Consider the following 21,201-nt stretch of genomic DNA (forward strand, 5'->3'; position numbering starts at 1 on the left):
AGCAGCAAAGTAAAAAACGTATAAAGCAGTTCAGAAAAACCGCGGGTTATGCTGGGTGAGACCAAACATGGCAATCAACTTCGAGAACCGCTATACGGACGTGTCCGCAGCGGATGAGTTGCATCTTTCGGACTATCTCCGCACTATCGTGCGGGGCTGGCGCACTATTGCAACCGTGACGCTGATCGCGCTCGCGCTGGGGTGCGCGTACGCTTTCGTTGCGCCACCGACGTACCGGGCGGACGTGCTGTTTCACGTCGAGGACAAGACGGCGAATGCCAACGCGAACGGCAAGGATTCCTTGCCGCCGCTCACCGGCATGTTCGACACGAAACCGTCGACGGCAGCGGAGATCGAGCTGCTGAAGTCGCGTCTCGTGACGGAGGAGACCGTCAAGAAGCTGCATCTCGACATCACGGCGACGCCGCGCTACATGCCGGTGATCGGAGGGCTGATTGCCGGGCTGGTGAACGGGCAATGGGGCTTCAAACTGCCCCAGTTCATCAACCTGTCCGGCTATGCGTGGGGCAACGAGAGCATTTCGGTGTCGCGCTTCGACACGTCGAAGGAGATGTACGACACCACCTTCACGCTGGTCGCGGGCAACGACCGCTCGTACGTGCTGCGCGACAGGAACGGCATTGCGATCCTGTCGGGCCACGTCGGCGAAACGGTCCAGACGGATACCGCCGACGGTCCTATCGCGTTGCGTGTCGATGCGCTGACCGGCGCGGCCGGCTCGCAATTCGAGCTGTCGCGTGCGTCGACGCTCAGCACCGTCGACCGCTTGCAGAAGGCGCTCGTCGTGCAGGAAACCACGCTGCAATCCGGCGTGATCCGCGCGAGCCTCGAAGGCGGCGACAGTGCGCTGACCGCGGCGATCGTCAACAGCATGGCGCGTGAGTTCGTGCGCCAGGACGTTGCAAGCCGTTCGACGGAAGCCGAGCACATGCTCGCATTCCTCGATCAGCAATTGCCGGGCTTGCGCAAGGAACTGGACGAGGCGGAGCAGCGCTACAACAAGTTCCGCAATACGCACGGCACGGTCGATCTCGGCGAAGAGAGCCGCCTGCTGCTTCAGCAGATCGTCGACAACAAGACGAAGCTGCTCGATCTGCAAACGCAGCGCGCCGAGATGTCGCAACGCTTCACGGCGAATCACCCGGCAGTCGCTTCGCTCGATGCGCAGATCGCAGCGCTGCAAGGCGCGCAGGTCAACATGAACCGCAGCGTGTCGGTGATGCCGGATACGGAGCAGACCGCGTTGCGTCTGTTGCGCGACGTGCATGTCGACACCGAGTTGTATACGAACCTGCTCAATAGCGCGCAGCAGTTGCGCGTCGCGAAGGCGGGCCAGGTCGGCAACGTGCGCGTTGGTCGATTTCGCCGAAGCACCCGATGAGCCGGTGCGTCCGAAGCGCGTGATCGCGATCCTCATCGCGCTGGGCGGCGGTCTGGTGCTCGGCATCATGCTGACCTTCTTCAAGCGCGCGATGTATGGCGGCGTGGAGCGTCCCGACGAACTGGAAGCCGTGCTCGGCGTGCCGGTGTTCGCGGTGGTGCCGCGCAGCCAGACGCAGTTGCGCTTGCAGGAGGACGTCATGCTGCGCCGGCGTGGTCTGCATGTTCTCGCGCAGCAGGCGCCGGAAGACATTGCTGTAGAAGGGGTGCGCAATCTCCGTACATCACTGCAACTTTCGCTCGATCATGCCGCAAATAACGTCGTGATGATTACGGGCTCGCGGCCCGACGCAGGCAAGTCGTTTCTGTCGGTGAATCTCGCGGCGCTCGTCGCATCGGCGAATAAACGCGTGCTGATTATCGACGGCGACATGCGGCGCGGCGACGTGCACTCGCACTTCGGCATCGGACATCAACCGGGCTTGTCGGATGTGCTGAGCGGAGGCGACCTGACTTCGATGATCCAGCGCGACGTGCTGCCCGGACTCGATGTGCTGGCCAAGGGCACGTTGCCCTCGCATCCGTCGGAACTGCTGATGAGCTCGCGCTTCCAGACGATGCTCGACGAACTGAAATCACGCTACGACCTCGTGATCATCGATACGCCGCCGGTACTCGCCGTCACCGATTCGACGCTGATCGGCAAGCACGCGGGCACGACGCTGCTGGTGGTTCGCCACGGCCGTCATCCGTTGAATGAAATTGCCGAGACCGCCAAGCGTCTTCGTAATGGCGGGGTTGGACTCAGAGGCGTATTGCTCACCGACGTGCCGCAGGAAGGGGCTTTCCTCGGCTCGGGTTATCAAGGCGGATATTACGGATATGACAGCATAGCGGGCTGAAATCGCGGCCGAGTTTCTCGCTACAAGTGTTGAAAAGTTAACAAGGAGAAGCCTTCATGAAACGCAAGGTCGCGCTGATCACGGGGATCACGGGGCAGGACGGGTCGTACCTCGCCGAGCTGCTGCTCGCCAAAAACTACGACGTGCACGGCATCAAACGCAGGTCGTCGCTGTTTAACACAGACCGGATCGATCACCTCTATAGAGACCCACACGATCCGGAACAACACCTCTTTCTGCATCACGCCGATCTCACGGACTCCACCAGCATTCTGCGCGTGATTCAGCGCGTGGAGCCGGACGAGATTTATAACCTCGCGGCACAAAGTCACGTTGCGGTGTCGTTCGAGGAACCGGAGTACACGGCCAACGCCGATGGTCTTGGCGCACTGCGGATTTTGGAGGCTGTTCGTATCTTAGGTATGCAGAATAAGACGCGATTTTACCAGGCGTCGACGTCCGAACTTTACGGCCTCGTGCAACAAGTGCCGCAATCGGAGACGACGCCGTTCTATCCGCGCAGCCCCTATGCGGTGGCGAAGATGTTCGCGTACTGGACAACGGTCAATTATCGCGAAGCGTACGGTCTTTATGCCTGCAACGGGATTCTGTTCAATCACGAATCGCCGGTGCGTGGCGAGACTTTCGTGACGCGCAAGATCACGCGTGCGATTGCGCGTATTGCGGTCGGCATGCAGAAGACGCTCTATCTCGGCAATCTGTCGGCGTTGCGCGACTGGGGCCATGCGCGCGATTACGTCGAGATGCAGTGGCGCATGCTCCAACAGGAGCAGCCGGAGGACTTCGTGATTGCGACCGGCGTGCAGTACAGCGTGCGTCAGTTCGTCCAGCATGCCGCGGGTGAACTGGGCGTCACGGTGCGCTTTGAAGGCAGCGGTGTCGACGAAATCGGCATTGTCGACAAAGTGGAAGGGCGCGAGACCAGAATGTCGCCGGGCGACGTGATCGTGCGTGTCGATCCGCGCTACTTCCGGCCGGCCGAAGTCGAGACGCTGCTCGGCGATCCGTCGAAGGCGCATGCGAAGCTGGGCTGGCAACCCACCACGCCGTTTGCCGCGCTCGTCAAGGAGATGGTGCGCTCCGACTTCCAGATTGCACGTCGTGACGCGCTCGTCACGCTCGCCGGCTTCACGGCGCTCGAACATCACGAGTGATGCGATGAACAAACAGTCACGCATTTTCGTCGCGGGGCACCGCGGCATGGTCGGCTCGGCTCTCGTCAGGCGGCTCGTCGCAGCGGGCTACACGAATGTCGTCACGCGCACGAGGCTCGAGCTTGATCTCATGGATCAGGCCGCTGTGAACCGCTTTTTCGAGGCCGAGAAGATCGACGTCGTGCTGCTTGCCGCGGCGCGCGTGGGCGGCATTTTTGCGAACGCGTCGCGGCCGGGCGAGTTCATCTATGAAAACCTGGTGATCGAAACGAACGTGATTCACGCCGCGTATCGGGCGCAGGTCGAGCGGCTGGTGTTCTTCGGTTCGTCGTGCATTTATCCGAAGCAATGCCCGCAGCCGATTCGCGAGGAGTATCTGCTGACGTCGTCGCTCGAGCCGACGAACGACGCATACGCCATCGCGAAGATCGCCGGTTTGAAACTCTGCGAGGCGTACAACTGCGAATACAACACGCAGTACGTATCGCTGATGCCGACCAACCTGTACGGCCCGAACGACAACTACGATCTCAAGAGCAGCCATGTGTTGCCGGCGCTCCTGCGCAAGGCGCACGAAGCCAAGCTGAACGGCGCCGGTACGCTGACCGTATGGGGCTCGGGCACACCGCGCCGCGAGTTCCTGCATGTCGACGATCTCGCCGCGGCCACGCTGTTCGTGCTCGAAAACAACGTGATGGAAGGGCTTTTCAACGTGGGCGTCGGCGAAGATCTGTCGATACGCGAACTGGCGGAGTGCATTTGCAAGGTGGTCGGCTTCGACGGCGAGCTCGTGTTCGACGCGTCGAAACCCGATGGCACGCCGCGCAAGTTGCTCGACGTCTCGCGCCTCGCGCAGATGGGCTGGCGGGCAACGATCGGACTGGAGCAGGGAATCGCGTCGACGTATCGGGAATTCGTCGAATCCTATGCCGGGTCGCCGACCGCGGCCGCCGTGCAATGACGTCTTTTCGAGGAGCTGCATAAAAATGAGTGCATCCGTCACCATCTTCCATAACGTCGTATGGTCGCGTCACAAAGGTGTCGTCTTTTCTGCGCTGCATAATATTTCGGCATCCGGAGCAATTCGCTACCGGATGGTGCAGATCGCCGATACCGAGCACGACCGCATCGGCTTTTCCGAGGTCGACTATTCATACCATCGTTATCCGATGCAGAAGCTCTTCGACGGCTGTTACGAAGACGTGCCGACGATCAAGATGATCGCGCGGCTGACGTGGGAAGTGCTGAAGGCGAAGTCCGATCTGATCGTGCTGCCGGGTTATCACCGTCCGGAATATTGGGCGATGCTTGCGGCTTGCATCGTGACCGGCAAGCGGCGCGCGGTGTTCTGCGATTCGACCGGACGCGATCGTCCGAAGAAGCTTCTCACGTCTATTCCGAAGCGCGTGTTTTTCTCGCTGTGCGACGGCTATTTCGGTTTCGGCGAGCGCAGCCGCGAGTATCTGCTGTCGCTCGGCGCGAAGCGCGAGAAGATTTTTATACCGTGTCAGGCCGCCGCACTGCCCGGTTCTTTTTCGCCGGAGCGGGCATTGGTCGAACGCGTCGCCGCGCGTGCCGGCAACCCGCCAGTGTTTCTATACGTCGGGCGTCTGTCGGAAGAGAAGGGCGTCGGCACGTTGATCGAAGCGTTTGCCGGTTTGCAAAAACGCGTACCCGCTGCGCAATTGCGCATTGTCGGCACGGGGCCGATGGCCGACGCATTGCGTGCAAAAGCCGTCGAATTGCACCTGGAGAACGCCGTGACGTTCGCGGGCAGCTTGCAGGATGAGCCGCTCACGCGCGAGTACTACGGCGCGACCTGCATGGTGCTGCCGAGCTTCAGCGAGCCGTGGGGTCTCGTCGTCAACGAGGCGCTCGCGCACGGCTGTCCGGCTGTCGTCAGCGAGAGTTGCGGCTGCGTGCCGGAACTCGTGATCGACGGCGTGAGCGGTTATTCGTTTACCGCGGGCGACGTCGCCGGATTGCAGCGCACGCTGCTAAAAGCAATGGAAGCCTTCGCCGATGCGAGCGGCACCGCTCACCGTTGCATGGAAGTGATTCGCCGGTTTGATCCGCCTTCCGCAGCCGCCAATATTGCCCGGGGCTGTGCGCTGATGCTGAGCGATTGACGGGTGTCGCGGCGCCGCCGCGAGGTCGGGCATGGAAGCTTTAACACGTTAGATACGCACAATGAAGATCCTGATCTACGGCCTCAATTACGCGCCCGAGCTCACGGGGACCGGCAAGTACACGGCTGAAATGGCCGCGCTGCTCGCAAGTCGAGGGCACGAGGTGCGGGTGGTATGCGCTCCGCCTTACTACCCTGAATGGCAGGTTTCGCCGGGCTATGCGTCGTGGCGTTATCGGCGGGAAGAGCGCGACGGCGTCGCGATCTGGCGCGCGCCGCTATGGGTGCCGTCGCGACCGAGCGGCCTGAAGCGGATGATTCATCTGGCTAGCTTTGCGGCGACCTCGCTGCCTGTGCTCGCCTTGCAGGCGTTATGGCGCCCCGACGCAGTCGTGTTGATCGCGCCGACCTTGATATGCGCGCCGGCATGCCTTGCACTGGCTCGTGTGGCGCGCGCCAGTGCGTGGCTGCACATTCAGGATTACGAAGTCGACGCGGCGTTCGAACTCGGCCTTCTGAAAGGCTCGCGCGCGGCGCGAATCGCGCGCTGGGTCGAAAGCCAGTTGTTGCGGCGCTTCGACGCGGTGTCGTCGATCACGCGGCAGATGAGCGCGCGCGCGTCGGCGAAAGGCGTAGCGCCTTCGAAAGTGGTGTGTCTGCCCAATTGGGTCGACGTGTCGGCCATTTATCCGCTGTCGCGCGCGAGCGAATACCGTAGCGAGTTGAATCTGTCCGACGCGCAGAAAGTCGTGCTGTACTCCGGCAACATGGGCGCGAAGCAGGGCATCGAAACGCTTGCCGAAGCCGCTGCTTCGCTCGCGTCGCGTCCGGACGTCACGTTCGTATTCTGTGGCGGCGGCGCGGCGAGAGAGAACCTCGAGAAGCGCTGCGCAACGTTGCCGAACTGCGTCTTCTTGCCGCTTCAACCGGCGGAGCGCCTGAACGAACTGCTCAATCTCGCGGACATTCACGTGCTGCCGCAACGCGCCGATGCAGCGGATCTCGTCATGCCGTCGAAGCTGACCGGCATGTTCGCGAGCGGCCGCGCGACGATCGCGATGGCGCGGCGCGGCACCGCGCTGCACGAAGCGGTGCATGCGCGCGGGGTCGTCGTGCCGCCCGATAACGTGAAGGCGCTGGTCGGCGCGATCACCGCTCTCGCCAACGACCCCGAGCGGCGCGCGGCGCTCGGCCGGGCCGCGCGCGACTACGCGGAGAGCGCGCTTTCGCCGGACTCGACGATTAGTACTTTTGAAGAGCGCATCGGCATGCTGTGCCGCGCGGCAGGAAGAAGGCGCTTGAAGGCGAGCGCTACGTACTTCGACGCCAGGCCTTCAGCGGTGGTCGTGCCGCATGCGAAGCCGGCGACCACGGAGGACGCCGCGCCGGAATGATCCGGCCGCGGCCATCATGAGTGCGCGATCACCACGGCGAACGGTAGACGGAACGCTTACCCATCGTGTACGGATCGGCGTAGGTGGCCTTGGCGGCGCCTTGCGGCACGAGCTTGTCGTCGGCGCGCGGACGCGCTGCCGCATCGGCGACACGCAACTGGCCGTTCGCGACGGGCGGCGCCTTGCGCTTGCCCGCTGCACCCGGTTTGCCGGCTTGCTCGCCATCGGTGACGGTCATGCGTTGTTCGTCGAGCAGAGCTGCACGGCGCCCGTTGTCGATATTGGCGTCCCGCGGATTGCCGGCGACGTAGCCGTCAGGCGCGCCCAGCAGCTTCTGTTCGCGCTTGCGCTGAACGGCGCGGCGATCGACTGGAGCGGGCGCCGGCGCGCCATAGCCGGTCGGCGCCGTGGCGGTCATGGCCGGCGCGGCCTTCTGCGCGAATGCGGGTGCTGCGCAAACGGCGGTGAGAAGAAGCATGCAGTGGGCGGTGTGTCGAATCAGTGTTGTCATTGTGGTCCCCGGGTTGATGCAGTCCAATGAAAACATCGTGCGCCAAAATCCATGCACGCAGCCGCCAAAACGCTTGCCTGCGCGGCCACGTAGTGAAGAAGAGCGAGTCTGCCAAAGACAGACATTGAGATTGATTAGTATCCCTGCGCATACGCGTACGGCGCACGGTATGGAGAAGAATCATGGGCAATATTGCAGACGATCCGCGGCTCGCTTGTGCGCCGCTAACTGAAAGCGCCGGCGCGGAGCATCGCGTGATCGACCTGAGCCTCGCCGGCAAGGGCAATTATCGTGCGGGGCGCGGCGCGCTCGTCGAGCTCATATGGTTTGTAGTCGAGGCTTGCGTCATCAATAACAAGCTGCTGCCGCTCTCATCCGTGCGCGTCGCGTTGCTGCGTCTGTTCGGCGCGCGGATCGGTACTGGCTGCCGCTTCGTGCATCCATTGCGGGTGAAGGCGCCGTGGAATCTCGAAGTGGGCGACAAGTGCTGGTTCGGCGTCGACGTATGGATTTATAACCAGGCGCCGATTCGCATCGGCTCCAATGTTTGCATTTCTCAGGGAACGTTCCTGACAGCCGGCTCGCACGATATGAGCACCACGATGGACTTGCGCGTCGCGCCGATCGTGATCGAGGACGGCGTGTGGATCACGTCGAAATGCGTCGTGCAAATGGGCGTGACGATAGGCCGCTCGGCGGTCGTCACACCGCTCTCCGTCGTGCATCGCTCGCTCGAAGCCGGCGGCGTGTACGGCGGAAACCCGTGTCGTTTTTTGCGGAAGCGTTTTCTTCCGTGACCTGAAGCACAGAAATAGATCCGCAGCTTTTATACGCTGAGGAGACCGATGTCGTGGCAACCGGACAATTGATGCATCCGGTCACGGCATAGGGGCGCGTTGCTTGCCGGCCATAGGCCAGCAAGCCGACGACGCCTTAAAAAATCATGATGAAGAACACGGGAGCTGCGGATGTTCATCGATACTCGCAATGTCGAACAAAATACGGTCATCGAAACGACGGTCTGCATTATTGGGGGAGGCGTCGCGGGCATCACGCTCGCACGCGAAATGTCGGCCGCCGGGGTGGATACCTGCCTGCTGGAAAGCGGCGGGTTTGCGCCTGACGAAGAAACGCGCGACCTGTACCGCGGCGAAAATGCCGGACTGCCGTATCGATTCGCGGACGGCTCGCGCAGCCGCTATTTCGGTGGCAGCAGCAACTGCTGGGGCGGCTGGTGCCGTCCGCTCGATCCGTGGGACTTCGAGAAGCGCGACTGGATTCCGCATAGCGGCTGGCCATTCGGACTCGAAGAACTCGCGCCGTACTACGCGCGCACGCATGAATTACTGAAGCTCGGTCCACAGAACTTCGACCCCGCATACTGGGAGCGTGAGATTGGCCGCTCCGACGTGCGCCGTCTACCGCTTGGCACCGGCGACATGCGCGACACCGTTGCGCAGTTCAGCCCGCCGGTGCGCTTCGGCAAGGTGTATCGCGAGGAATTGGGGCGCTCCACGCGGGTGCGCGTCTTTCTGCACGCGAACGTGCTCAATATCGACGCCGATGCGCAAGGCACCACGATTACCCGCGTACAGGTCGGCACGCTCAGCGGCCGCCGGATGACGGTCAAGGCGCGCATCTTCGTACTCGCTGCGGGCGGGATCGAGAACGCGCGACTGTTGCTCGCTTCGAACAATGTGCATGCAGCAGGACTTGGGAACACTAACGATCTCGTCGGACGCTATTTCATGGACCATCCGCGAATGATGTGCGGAAAGGTTCGCTTCCGCCAGGGCGTCCCGCGTAACAAGCTCTACGACATCAAGTATCACTATCAGAATGCCGCGGTCTCGGCGCATGGCACGAAGATCTCGTCGCAGTTCGCACCGAAGCGCGAAATGATGGAGCGCGAACAACTGCTCAATTCTCGCGTGTGGCTCTATTCGCGCTGGTACGGCGAGGCGAGTGCGGGCTCGGAGGCGCTGATTCGCTGCAAGGAAGCGCTGATGCTCAAGGACCAGCCCGGACGCAGGCTCACAGCCGACATCGCGACGATGGTCGCGCATCCGCTGCACACGGTCGGGTACGGCCTCGCGCGCTTGCTGCAATGGCCCGCACTCATCACCGACGTCACGCTGCAGGCCATCGTCGAGGCAGTGCCGAATCCGGACAGCCGCGTGACGTTGTGCGCCGATAAACGCGATCGTTTCGGGATGCCGCGCGTGAAAGTGGAGTGGCGTCTCGGCGACCAGGTGAAGCGCACGTTCGATAAAACATTCGCCGGATTCGCAAGAGAGTTGCAGATGGCCCGCGTGGCCGACGTCGAACTCGACGCGCCGCTCGAAGGCCGGGCGTGGCCCGATAAGCTGGAAGGCACGTGGCATCACATGGGCACGACACGCATGCACGATTCGCCGCGCGAAGGCGTGGTCGATCGCGATTGCAAGGTGCATGGCATCAGCAATCTGTATATCGGCGGCAGTTCGGTGTTTCCGACTGTCGGCGCAAACTTCCCGACCATTACGATTGCCGCGCTATCGCTCAGGCTCGCCGGACATCTGGCGCGTCAGCTCGATGTGCCACATGTCGTCGGCGGCACGCATGCGGAAGCCGCGAATAACGTGAGCGCGCCGGCGCAGTCTCCGGTCGAGACGTTGCCCATCGCAGCGTCTACATTGACGTCGTTGATGAAGGAACAATGAAGTAGAAGAGAAGGCGGTGCGGCCAACGCGCTGCCGCCGCAAACGCAAACGGCGCTCGAACGAGCGCCGTTTTTTTCGTGCAATTCAGCGGCTCGGCTGGCTCGCCTCGCGCAACCCGGCGAGCTTGTTGCGGTTCGCTTCGCTGTCGCGGCCGCCTCTCGTTTCCAGCAAACTCGTCAACGCGCTCACCATGGTGTCGATGCGGAAACGCGCATGGAAAGTGCGCGCGGCTTGCACACGCATCGCTGCGCGTGCGGCGTCGTCGAGCTCGAGCCAGCGAATCAGGCTCTTCTCGGTTCCGTCGACTGTGTCGGTTGCTATCAGTCCCGCGCCGTCTTCTTCGATTTCGCGCCATACGTTGACCTTGTCGGAGATCAGCGCGGGCAGTCCGCAACCGAGTGCCTCGGCCACCGCGACGCCGAAGTTCTCCTGATGCGACGGCAAGGCGAACACGTCGCTCGCGTAAAAAGCGCCCCACTTGAGATCGCCTTGCAGCATGCCGGGCAGACTCAGGCGATGCGCGATTCCGGCTGCTTGCGCCTGAGCCCGCAGGCTCGCGGCCCAGCCGGTTTCGTCGGGGCCGGCAATCACGAGATGCAGCGCGTCGTCGCGTTGCGCCACGCGCGCGAATGCGTCGATCAGCAGATCGCAGCCTTTCTTCGCGTGTACTCTGCCGAGAAAGAGCACGATGCGTTTGCCGCGTGCGCCCGGCACGGCCTGTAAAAACGCTTCGCGCGCCGACGCTATGTCCACCTCGGGCACCGTGGTGCCGAACGGCACGATGCGTTCGCGCGCACGATAGAGCCAGAACGATTGCCGTGCGCGCGTGCGCTCTTCTTCGGTCGTGAAGATCACCGCGCGCGCGTCGCGCAGCACGCGGTACTCCGCCCACGGCCAATAAAGCCATTTCTTTAGATGCTTGAGCGGATACGCTTCCTTGAACCACGGATCGAGCATCCCGTGCGCGTACACGTAATACGGCACGTCGCTGTCGTGCAGCGCCTTCCATGTCGCGAAACCGTGGTATTGCCACAAGCCGTGAACGATCACGGCGTCAAAGCGCTTCGCGTGATTCGCGAGCCACGGCGCGAGATACGCGCTATAGCTATAGCGATTCGAAGTCGGGCCGAACGCATGAACGGGAAATGGAAAAGCCGCGAGGTACGGGTCGTCCGGCGCATCGCAAGTGGCCACTTCTATTTCATGGCCGGCTTCCTGCATCGCGATGCCGCTGCGGCGAACGCCTTCAACGGGACCGCCCGCGCGCGGATCGACGCTTGCAAGCACGTGGAGGATTTTCATCGCGCAATGTCCGGTCGGTTGGAACCCGGCAGTTGTGCCGTGTGCGACATGCCGAGCGTGCCGGCGAGATCCGGGCGGCCCATGCCAGGTTGAATGCGTCCCGGCAAGTCCGGCATCGCGGCGGGCCGCATACGCCGGGCGCTACGCACGCGATTCGCGCGTGCGGGCAGCGCGAGCTGCAAACGCGTATAAGTGGCGATCATCAGACCGAGTCCAATGCCGAATACGAGGCCCGAAAAGCGCGGGCCGAGAGGATTGCCGCCGATCGACGTCGCCGGCAATGCGGCAAACAGCATGATCGCGCGTCCGAATACCGGCAGCATCGGCGCATTGGGTACGACCTTGCGCCAGTAGCGATAGGCGAAGAAACACACCGCGAGCGCGCCGAGCGTGGCAAGCGGCATCGCGATGCCGAATACGAGTCCGCCCGCAAACAACTGATAGACCCAGAAGTTGTGACCCGCGGCCCATTCGTTGATCGCGTAAAAGTCCTGCTTGCTGAACTGGCCCGCAAGGTCCGGCAAATAGACCGGCGAGTAGCGGTAGTAGTGCCCGTAGCCCGCGCCGAATAGAAGCGTTTCCGGCGAAGCACTCACCTGGTCGTACTGATCGCGCATTTCGGCGAGACGCGTGATGGTGGTCGGGTCCTTGCCGGAGACAGTTGCTTCCGAGAAGAATATGCGCTGCGTCCAGTGTTCCGCGACATTTGGAACGGCCAGTGCCGCGATGCCCGCCACGCCCGCCAGCACCGAGGCGACGACGACACCGCGACCGACGGCGCGCCAGATTTGCCGCACCGACGGCGCGCTGAGCGCCATCGCGATCAGGAACAGCAGCACGGTGCCGACCAGCAGGCTGCGCGTGACGCTCAGCAATTCGACGATCACCGTGCCCGCGAATACGGCCACCGTGTATAGCGAATAGCGTTTGGCGACGACGAACTCATGCAGCAGCACGCCTTGCAGTCCGAGCAGCGTCACGGAGATGATGCGAAAGCGCACCTCCTCGAGACCGCCGCCCGTTGCAATGCCGTAGACAAACGTGAATACAAGGCTAACCACATTGCCGAGGAACAGTGCTTTTTCGAATTGAGCGATTCGATGCTCGCTCCACGGCCGGCACGCGACCAGGTAGCCGAGCAGAAACAGGATGAACGGCAATAGCACGCGCAAATAATTGCCGCTGTCGTTGTCCTGAATCAGTTGCGCGACGACGCTGCCGAACACGCACAACAGCATGCTTGCGGTGACGACCGAGCGTAACGGAGAGCGCTCGTGAAAGCGCGGTGCGATCAGCAGAAGGGCGAGCCCTGCCGCCATTGCTGGAATGACAAAGATGAACTGGGCGAAGTGCCCGGTGCTTGCGTTGGTGGCCTTATAGTCCAGTGCAAGCGGTAAAAGAAAGATCCATATCCATGGCGTTGCATACTGATGGCGCATTCTTGTTTCCTCCCCGTCGCCGTCATTTGCCGTCGTCTAAGCGGACGGTCTCGCGTCGGGTCATTGTGCGCGCAACCTTATGCTTGTGCGCGTCGCCAATGCGGTTCGTCTCCGGCTGCCTGGATTCTGGCGACAGTGGAAAGGGCTATGCCTGCAAGACGCACGCAAGCTGGCCGATGTTGTCGCTGAATGCCTTGATCTTGGCGCTCATACCTGCTTCCCGCCACCCATGATGCAAACAGGACAATGCGGCCGATAAAACGGAAAAAGGGGAAAACAGCATGAAGCTATTTGGCGGGACGGGACCCGCGAAAGCCAGACGGGCGATCGAACTCGACTTCGTTCGCGGCATCGCCATTATTGCGGTAATGGGCTTTCACTTTCGTACTGTTCACACCAGTAATGTTCTAGTCCAGATTATCGAGTACCCGCTAAAGAGCTTCGGGCGAGAGGGCGTCAATCTCTTCTTTACCTTGAGCGGCTTTCTGGTGGGCGGACTGCTGCTGCGGCAATACGCCGAAACAGGCCACGTCGACGCACGCCGCTTCATTGTGCGACGCATGTTCCGCATCTGGCCCGCGTATTACGTGCTGATCATATTTCACATGCTCGCCGGGCGGCATCCGTGGAATACATTTCTTTTCCAGAACCTCACGCATCTTCAGAACTATTTCGGCACGTCGATCACGCAGACCTGGAGTCTCGCGGTGGAAGAACATTTCTATCTCGTGCTGCCGGCGCTTTTATTGCTTTTCTCACGCTTGCGGCTCGGCGCGTGGACGATTATCGGCGTACTGTCGGGCATCTGTGCGGTAACGCTCATAGCGCGTTGTTTTGCGGTTGCGGATGGGGATTTGCAAGGCGCGTTCGCATACACGCAGTACCGTATCGACAGTTTACTGATCGGCGTGATTCTCTCGGCCATCTACTGGATGAAGCCCGGCATCTATCACCAGATCGCGAAGCGCAAATGGCTGTTGGTCGGCTGCGTCGGGCTGCTGTGCGCCTGGCTCGCGTTGGCCACGAAACATATCGTGCTCGACGAAAGCATCGGCTACACGATTCAGGCACTCGGTTTTGCCGCGCTCATCGTTTTCGTTCTGGAGTACTCGGGGTCGCTGCGGACGACGTGGATTTATCGCGGCGTCGCGTGGGTCGGTCTCTATTCGTACGGTATTTACTTGTGGCACTCGCTTGCGCTTGCTCCGGGCGAGATGCTGATTCGCAAGGCGACTGCGCTTGGCTTCGCGCCGAGCATCATCTGGATCGTGGCGCTTTCCGCGCAGTTCGTCATTGCGATCGGGATCGGCTATGTGACCACGCGCGCAATCGAGTATCCGTTCATGCTGATGCGCAATGCGCTGTTCCCGGAAAAGCGCAGCAGCTCGGTGCGCGAGGAAGTGCCGGTGGCCGGCGGGCAGTTGTCCTGAAAGCGCGGGCTTATTCATGACGTGCGCCGGCTTTTAAGCCGGCGCATCACGTCACGTCAAGTCACGCTGAGAGCTTTTGAATCACGCCATCTGCTGCAGCAAAGTCTGCTTGAATTCGCCGAGCGTGTTTTGCGACAGAAGATTGTCGCGTGGGGCCGCAGCCGAATGTTCGTGCGGCCACGAGGTCAACGTTTCGGTAATGGCTTTCCCGATCGACGCCGAACTCAGGTCGCTCAGAATCGGTCCCAATTCGCAGCGTCTGCTGAACCAGCCGATCAAACCGTCTTCCGTTGCGATCACCGGCTTGCCAAAGCGATAGGCCTGCACGAGCACGCCGCTCATGCCGTAGTGACCTTTGTAGCCGAGCCATACCGCATCGCATGCGGAAAACAGATCGCGCTCCATGTCGTTGGAAATAAACGAGTCGAGCACGACCGGCGCGGGCGTGAGACTGCGCACATGGTTGCGCATGAAGTGGCGTGTGCCTGCATCCTGCTCGCCCGCGACTATCAGCGTCGGCGCGTGTTCGAGGCGCGTCATTGCGTGGACCAGTTCGTAAATGCCCTTGCGTTCGGTAATTGCGCCATAGACGAGCAGATAGCGCTGCCTGGGGTCGAGGCCGAGTCGCTCGCGCGCAAGCGCGGGATCTTCCGCGCGCTCGTCGGGGAACGGGTCGGCCACATAAGCGACCTTCGCACTGCCTTTCGATACGTGGTGCGCCGCCCATTCGGGCAAGGTCGGATCGATGCTCAACAACGTGCGCAGACCCGGCGTGCGAACCGCACGTCTGAACAGCTGCGCCTTGATCGCATTGACGAGCGGACGATCGGGCGCCTTGATGCCGACCTTGTGATGATGAAACGTCGAGCGCATCGTGATGCCGATCCACGGTGTCTTGCCGAACGGTGAGCCGAGAAAGGGCAGGCCATTGAAGAAGTAATCGGCATACGGCACGACGACGAGCCGGATCGATTGCGCGCGGCTGAGAATGCGATACGCGCGTTCGAAGTAGTGATGAAAGCGCCAGTACTGATTGCGTTCCCGCAAACGGTGTGTGCGGCTTTCTTCCGGATCGACGAATGCAATCTGCTGATCGGCGCGATTTGCAGCGGTAATCTGCCGCGCGAGCCGATGATCTTCATTCGCGCATTCGGTGACGAGAATGCATGGATAGCCGGCCTCCGCGCACGCCTGCATGATCCACTCCGCGTAGCGCCAGCGATGACCGGTGAGGTTCGGCTCAACGATCAGGACAAAGTCAGGTTCGATCACGTCGGTAGGCATAGGCGGGAGTCAACATACATGGGTTGGGGAATTGCATCAGTGCAAGCGGCATGGACGAAACGACGCGCGCCGCGGGCTCTGCGATGCAATCAGATGAATAACGTTAGCACTGCCAGCAACCGCAAAACTGCCTGATTCGCGCGTTGTGTGGTTAAACGTACTACCACGCAAGGGCCGCGGCTGAAGCGGCCTGGTTGATGGCGGTTGACGGCGAATCTCTCGCGGTAAGGTCATGCTTACGGTTCCAGATGAACCATTGCCAGCTTGGCTGGCGCGACCAATTCAATCCAATCCGGCGCGGCGGTGTTCACAGCGAGTCATGACGCGCTGCTAACCGCTCTACAGCGCTGCAATTCGACGGAGAACCAGCTTGCGGGCGATCAGGCTTCCCGCGCTCTCGATAGCGAGCAGCTTCGGCGCGAGCGCGGCGACATGGGTGTTGTTACAACAGTTCGCGGTGCGGGGACTGGTGGCGATCAAGTTTCTGGCGATTGGCCGCATGCTCGGACCGGCGGCAATCGGCAGCGTCAGCGTGGCTTTGCTTGCGGTTGCGATTGCCGAGGCGTTGTCCGACACGGGACTCGCGCAAGCGGTGATTCAGGGCGAGCACGCGCCGACGCGCCCGCAGCTCAGCGCTGTATGGACGACGCTGACGGCGCGCGGCGTGTTGATTTCGTTGCTGCTGGTTGCGTCGGCGCCGTTGTTATCGAGTCAGTTTCATCTCGACGGATCGCTCGTGCTGATTCAACTCGCTGCGTTGCTGCCGCTGTTGCGCGGGCTTGCATCGCCGGCTTATTACGTGGTGCAGCGCGAGCGGCGCTTTCAGCATATAGCGGGAGTCGAGGTGGCGGCCGCGTTTGTCGATTGTTCTGTCGGGCTCACGCTCGCTTATTTCGGCGCGGGCGCGGCGTCGGTGCTGATCGGTCTCGTTGCGGGAGAAACGTTGAAGAGCGTGCTGACGTGGGTCACCATGACGCCGCGCCCGCCGGTGCGCGCGGTGTGGTCGGGCATCGGCCAGTATGTCGGTTTCAGCCGATGGATCTGGGCAAGCAGCGTCATCAACCTGCTGCTGAATCAGTTCGACAAGGTGGTGGTCGGCAAACTGCTCGGGCCGACGCAACTCGGCGGCTATCAGATGTCGTCGCGCCTCGCGCAGATGCTGCTCGCCGATGCGGCGATCGCGATGTCGCAGTATCTGTTTCCGACTTTTGCCGCGCATCATCGGCGCAATGCGCAGGCGGCTTCCAGGCTCATCAGGATCTATCTGCTTGTGGCCGCCGTTGGGCTTGCTGCATTTGTCGAACTGCTGCGGCTCATTGCCGAGCCGATGTTCTCGTTGATTCTCGGCGCAGCCTGGCTGCCGGCAGTGCCGCTCTTCAGGATACTGGTCATCAATATGGCAATCGGTGCGTTGATCGCGGTACTCGTGTCGTATCTGCGCGCAATCGGCGATGCGAAGGCCACTGTGCATGCGTCCGCGATTCAGGTGGTGGTGCTGCTCGTCAGCGCTCCGCTCGCGGTGCGCTGGTGGGGCGTGACAGGCATTGCATGGTCGATGACGCTGGGCCTCGGCTGCGCCGCGGCGTGGATGCTCTACAGAACCTTGAAGGCAAGGACGGCATGATGCGTGTCTTCCACCTCGTACTGGCGCCGCGTTTGTCGGGCGCCGAAGTGCTCGCGAAAGATCTCGCGCTCGATCAGTGCTCCGAAGGAATGGCGGTGTGCATGGCGTCGTTGTTGCCCGCGCATGCCGATTTCACGTCACTGGCCGATGAATTGCATGCGCACGGCGTGGAGTGCTGGTTTCCGCCGAAGCGGCACCACGCGCTCGGCAAGCTGTGGAATCTGTTCGTCGCGGTGCGGCGGTTTCGGCCCGACGTCATCTTCGCGCATGCGACGATTCCGTCGTTCTACGCGCGCGCGTTGCCGCTCGGCGCGCCGGTCGTCTACGTGATGCATTCCGCGACCAATGACTTCGAGCGGCCGCTCTTCAGGCGCGTCGAGCATGTGCTGTCCGGCCGCGCGCGCGTCGTGATCGGCGTCTCGCAGCAAGGCGTGATGGACTATGTCCAGGCAATCGGCGTGCATCCGTCGATGACGGTCGTGCCGAACGGCGTCGACCTCGCGCGCTTCGCATTCACCGACGGTGGCGAGCGCGTGAGCAGCGTGCCGCAAATCGTGCAGATCGGCCGATATGCGTCGGTGAAAAATCAACTGCTTACTGTGCGGGCTTTCGGCGAAGTACTGACGCGGATCGAGGACGCACGACTCGTGCTCTATGGCGTGGTCGAGGACCCTGACTATCAGCGCGCGGTCGTTGCGCTTGCAACGGAGCTGGGCATCGGGGAGCGCGTCGTCGTCGCCGGTCCGCGCAGCGACGTCGCGACGGTGCTCTCGGAATCGAGCGTGTTCGTGATGCCGTCGCGCTCGGAAGGACATAGCGTGGCGTTTCTCGAGGCGTTGGCTTCGGGCGTGCCGATCGTCGCGAGCAGGATACCGGCGTTCGCATTCGCGAATAGTTTTCCTGGCGTGCAACTCGTCGACACCGACGACATTCGTTGTTACGCCGACGCGATCGTCATGGCGTTAAGCCAGGAGCGCGTGCAAAGATCGCTCGTGGGACTCACGCTGCGAGACACGGCCGAGCGATACCGCGCGATTGCACGGCAGGTGTGCCCGGCGGTATCGGCGCGTTAGGCGCTGTTCGCCGCGCGTTCAGTGATGAGCGTTGATGTCGCGTGTATCGGGCGCAGGGCTCGGCTCGGATTCCACCGCTTGCACGCTTGCGAGCGCCGACTCCTGCATCGCCAGTGTCACGAGATGCCGCGCTTCCCTGCTGCTCGAATCGATCTCCAACGCGCTGCCCGCATTGCGCGACACGCAGTCCCAACGCGCGATATAGCCGCAGCCGCGCGCGAGACTCAGCAGTGCGTCGCGCTGCTGTTCGCGCGTGTTGATGGCGGCGCGCAGGTTCTGCGCTTCACGGCTTTGAGGCTGCACCACCATGGCTGCGGCGACGCGCACCTTCGTCGCCGAGAGATTGTTGTTCTGCAGACTCGCGCGCGCGGCGCGCAGATGCCGCGACAGATCGGCGCGCGCTTTTTCTTCCGCGGTGAGCGGAGGCGGGGCGCTGGGGATGGGTTTCGGTTGTGCGGAGGCGATTGCTATGGTCGTAGCTGCGGGCGTTGCGGCAGTTGACACGACTGGAGCCGCAGACGCGGCGCGACGCGCGGCGAGTGAGGGCGACGCGGACGGCGACGCTGGTGCTCGCGATGCCGTGGACGACGAAACGGGCAACGACCTTGGCGATGCAGCCGCCACTGCCACCGACGGCGTGGGCGCCGGCTCTCCACGCGGCGCAGCGACTTCGGCAGCCGAAGGCACTGAAGATACCGCAGTAGGGCGCTCGACGGCTCCGATAGCCGGCACGACACTCGGTCTCTTAACAGCACCCGACACAGCGACAGGTTCCCCTTCGACACCCTCATCGCTACTGTGTATGAAGCCCGCATACACCGCCGACGCGACGACCAGCGCGGACGCGGCAAGCACGAGCGGCTCGCGCAGTCGCCGATAAGCGCTCTGGACCACGACCGCTTCTTCGATCGTCGCATACGGATTCGCCAGCGCACGCGACGGGCTCCACACTCTCCGAGCCGGAAGCCGCCTTGGCGGCAGCGGGCGAGTTTCGTTGAGCCGCACGGTCAGAGTCGGCACCATCGCACCGTACGAAGGAGTGCTGCGCGCGCGGCATGACGCGCAAGGCATCATGCGGTTGGCGAGCGGCGCTCCACATTGTTCGCATCCCGAAGTATTGATCTGGTCTGTATTCATGTCGTTATCGATGGCGAGGTTGCGGGCGTCGGATTCGCTTGCGGCAGCCGGTGCGCGGCCGCCGCAAGTCATGCTTGCAGCGGACGCTTACTGTGCGACGACGTAACCGCGCGCCTGCATGCACGCGCCGTAGGCGGCCCAGTAGCGCGTCATGGGCGGCTCGGGCGCGGGCAAAGGCGGCAGTGCGGCCATGCCGGGTTGCGAGGCGCCCGGCGCGCTTGCCGTGGTAGCGGGCTCGGAGGCGCCTTTGTCCGCGATTGCCGCCGATGCCGACGCCGGCCCAGTCGCTGATGCTGTGTGCCCGGCATTCGCGGTCGCCGTCGCGGTCGCGCTGGGCGCTTCGCTTGCCGGAGCCGCAGGTGTCGCGGAAGCCGCATTGCTTGCGGCGGCGGCCGTTGCCGTACCGGGCTTCCCAGCGGAAGCCGCAGTGGGTGCTGCTGGCTCCATGCCGTCGGGAATCGCGGTGCCGGGTGGCGTCGCGGAAAAAGTACTGGGAGGCAACGGCGGACGCGATGGCGCGCCCGTCGACGATGTTTTGGTCCCAGCCGGCTTCGGCGGCGGCGTCTGGGCTTCGTGCGCCATGTTGACTTTGGTTTGCTTGTTTGCAGTCGCGTAACACATCGCGCTGTCGACGCTGCGTTGATACGCGCTTTGACTTCGAATCGGATAGATGACCGGCTGCCACGCGAAGGCCGCGTTGCTAACCGCCATCAAGGTCATCAGGGTATAGGTTTTGTATCCCATCGCAGTCGCTCCCGCAGCGATGTTGAGCCGTTCGCCGGCAATTGCGCTTCGCGGTGCGTTCTGGTTGCGTGGATCTCGCCGCACAAACGGCGGTTCACTGCCGCGAAGGCTGCTTTCCTCAGCGTACCACTGTGGTGCGCGAGGTCAGTGCGTTGCATAACGCGCGAAAACGCCATGGTGCAGTCCAATCAGGACATGCGCCGTGGGGTTCGCATGTGTTTGACGCCCTTCGTAAAAGCATAGTGCAAGTAGAACGATGCGTGGCACGCGGCGTTCGCGCGGGCACTCAGTGGCGAAGTATTGCCGAACTATTGCCGAAGTACCGGCGAAGTAGTGGCGGAAAGCGGCGTGCGCGGCGCGCTATCGCCGTCCCCAATTCGCCTATCCGCCGACGATTACAGGTTTTACCTTTTCGCCGCGATCGCGAGGCAGGCTTTTCGCAGAGCCGCGCATTTGCGAAAGTCCGGCCTCAGCATCGGGAGCAGGGGCAGGATCGCTACTTATCGGCCCGCGAGCGCACTTCGTTGCAGTTTTGAAACGTTTATAATTCTTCCGCCAGCGCACCCGTAAGTACTACCTGTGGCGCGCGGATCGCGGTGAATCTCAGCAAGATTTCCATCCGGCGCCTCCGTGGTGCCGCGCAGTACTGGTAACAACGACGCCGGCCAGCATGCCTGCGTTCTTCTTACCGCTCGCTTGACGTCTGTCGCCGGGTGTGTCGCGCGTGACAGACGGTGTGTCCAACCAACAGCATTGATCGATGACGGGAAAACAACTGGCTTTCATTGTCAGTTAGCCATCCTAATGGTTGGAACCACAACGAAAGACACACGGTTCTTGTAGTCCTGTTTTCTAAATGAGCGCGTAAAACATAGCCGCGCTGGTCTTCGCTCGTCCCGCGTTTGACACGTTCAGACGGACCGCATTGCGTCCGGGGGGACGCTTTTTCATTTTA

Annotated in this window: 15 protein-coding genes and 1 pseudogene; 10 read left to right on the forward strand and 6 right to left on the reverse strand. The window is 62.3% G+C overall.

Annotation, left to right across the window (positions count from 1 at the left end; all coding sequences use genetic code 11):
- Positions 1-67: 67 nt before the first annotated feature.
- From ABIE53_RS04560 to ABIE53_RS04580, 5 genes and pseudogenes are all read left to right on the forward strand, one after another.
- Positions 68-2,303, forward strand: a pseudogene (locus ABIE53_RS04560) (polysaccharide biosynthesis tyrosine autokinase).
- A 56-nt stretch (positions 2,304-2,359) separates the two neighbouring features.
- A complete protein-coding gene (gene gmd, locus ABIE53_RS04565) occupies positions 2,360-3,478 on the forward strand; it encodes a GDP-mannose 4,6-dehydratase (protein ID WP_006047804.1) in 1,119 nt (372 codons plus the stop codon).
- Positions 3,479-3,482: 4 nt separating this feature from the next.
- Entirely contained in the window at positions 3,483-4,439 is a 957-nt protein-coding gene (locus ABIE53_RS04570) for a GDP-L-fucose synthase family protein (RefSeq protein ID WP_192700036.1), read from the forward strand.
- 25 nt (positions 4,440-4,464) lie between these two features.
- Positions 4,465-5,607, forward strand: coding sequence for a glycosyltransferase family 4 protein (locus tag ABIE53_RS04575; RefSeq protein ID WP_006047802.1), 1,143 nt, complete (start codon positions 4,465-4,467; stop codon positions 5,605-5,607).
- A 61-nt stretch (positions 5,608-5,668) separates the two neighbouring features.
- On the forward strand, positions 5,669-7,000 hold the full coding sequence (locus tag ABIE53_RS04580; RefSeq protein WP_006047801.1) for a glycosyltransferase WbuB: 1,332 nt from the start codon (positions 5,669-5,671) through the stop codon (positions 6,998-7,000).
- Positions 7,001-7,028: 28 nt separating this feature from the next.
- On the opposite strand, the gene ABIE53_RS04585 is transcribed toward ABIE53_RS04580, so the two are convergent.
- On the reverse strand, positions 7,029-7,478 hold the full coding sequence (locus ABIE53_RS04585) for a hypothetical protein (RefSeq protein WP_370882097.1): 450 nt from the start codon (positions 7,476-7,478) through the stop codon (positions 7,029-7,031).
- A 215-nt stretch (positions 7,479-7,693) separates the two neighbouring features.
- Between ABIE53_RS04585 and ABIE53_RS04590 the strand changes: the two genes are divergently transcribed.
- Positions 7,694-8,308 carry a DapH/DapD/GlmU-related protein gene (locus ABIE53_RS04590; protein ID WP_192700037.1) on the forward strand — a complete coding sequence of 205 codons (615 nt, stop codon included), beginning with the start codon at positions 7,694-7,696 and terminating at the stop codon, positions 8,306-8,308.
- Between the two features lie 171 nt (positions 8,309-8,479).
- The gene (locus ABIE53_RS04595) at positions 8,480-10,213 is read left to right on the forward strand and encodes an FAD-dependent oxidoreductase (protein ID WP_192700038.1); all 1,734 of its coding nucleotides are present in this window, start codon (positions 8,480-8,482) and stop codon (positions 10,211-10,213) included.
- 84 nt (positions 10,214-10,297) lie between these two features.
- Here the strand turns inward: ABIE53_RS04595 and ABIE53_RS04600 are convergent, their stop codons facing one another.
- Positions 10,298-11,515, reverse strand: a complete 1,218-nt coding sequence (locus ABIE53_RS04600; protein WP_029970362.1) for a glycosyltransferase — start codon at positions 11,513-11,515, stop codon at positions 10,298-10,300.
- A complete protein-coding gene (locus ABIE53_RS04605) occupies positions 11,512-12,954 on the reverse strand; it encodes an O-antigen ligase family protein (RefSeq protein WP_192700039.1) in 1,443 nt (480 codons plus the stop codon). The genes ABIE53_RS04600 and ABIE53_RS04605 overlap by 4 nt, the downstream gene beginning before the upstream one ends.
- Before the next feature lie 281 nt (positions 12,955-13,235).
- Between ABIE53_RS04605 and ABIE53_RS04610 the strand changes: the two genes are divergently transcribed.
- The gene (locus tag ABIE53_RS04610) at positions 13,236-14,384 is read left to right on the forward strand and encodes an acyltransferase family protein (RefSeq protein WP_192700040.1); all 1,149 of its coding nucleotides are present in this window, start codon (positions 13,236-13,238) and stop codon (positions 14,382-14,384) included.
- A gap of 81 nt (positions 14,385-14,465) precedes the next feature.
- Here ABIE53_RS04610 and ABIE53_RS04615 read toward each other — a convergent pair whose 3' ends face one another.
- Positions 14,466-15,668 (reverse strand): glycosyltransferase, encoded by a 1,203-nt coding sequence (locus ABIE53_RS04615; RefSeq protein WP_171800422.1) that lies wholly within the window; start codon positions 15,666-15,668, stop codon positions 14,466-14,468.
- A gap of 370 nt (positions 15,669-16,038) precedes the next feature.
- Here ABIE53_RS04615 and ABIE53_RS04620 point away from each other — a divergent pair, with 370 nt between their 5' ends.
- Together ABIE53_RS04620 and ABIE53_RS04625 are read left to right on the forward strand one after the other, a co-directional pair.
- On the forward strand, positions 16,039-17,292 hold the full coding sequence (locus tag ABIE53_RS04620) for an oligosaccharide flippase family protein (RefSeq protein WP_029970359.1): 1,254 nt from the start codon (positions 16,039-16,041) through the stop codon (positions 17,290-17,292).
- Complete coding sequence (locus tag ABIE53_RS04625) at positions 17,292-18,365, forward strand: glycosyltransferase family 4 protein (protein WP_192700095.1); 1,074 nt, start codon at positions 17,292-17,294, stop codon at positions 18,363-18,365. Before ABIE53_RS04620 ends, ABIE53_RS04625 begins: the two co-directional genes overlap by 1 nt.
- 18 nt (positions 18,366-18,383) lie before the next feature.
- Here the strand turns inward: ABIE53_RS04625 and ABIE53_RS04630 are convergent, their stop codons facing one another.
- Positions 18,384-18,869, reverse strand: a complete 486-nt coding sequence (locus ABIE53_RS04630; RefSeq protein WP_310399918.1) for a hypothetical protein — start codon at positions 18,867-18,869, stop codon at positions 18,384-18,386.
- A gap of 720 nt (positions 18,870-19,589) precedes the next feature.
- Positions 19,590-20,246, reverse strand: a complete 657-nt coding sequence (locus ABIE53_RS04635) for a hypothetical protein (RefSeq protein WP_029970356.1) — start codon at positions 20,244-20,246, stop codon at positions 19,590-19,592.
- Between the last annotated feature and the right edge of the window lie 955 nt (positions 20,247-21,201).

This window comes from Paraburkholderia sp. OAS925, from assembly GCF_040543975.1.
Classification (GTDB): Bacteria; Pseudomonadota; Gammaproteobacteria; order Burkholderiales; family Burkholderiaceae; genus Paraburkholderia; species Paraburkholderia graminis.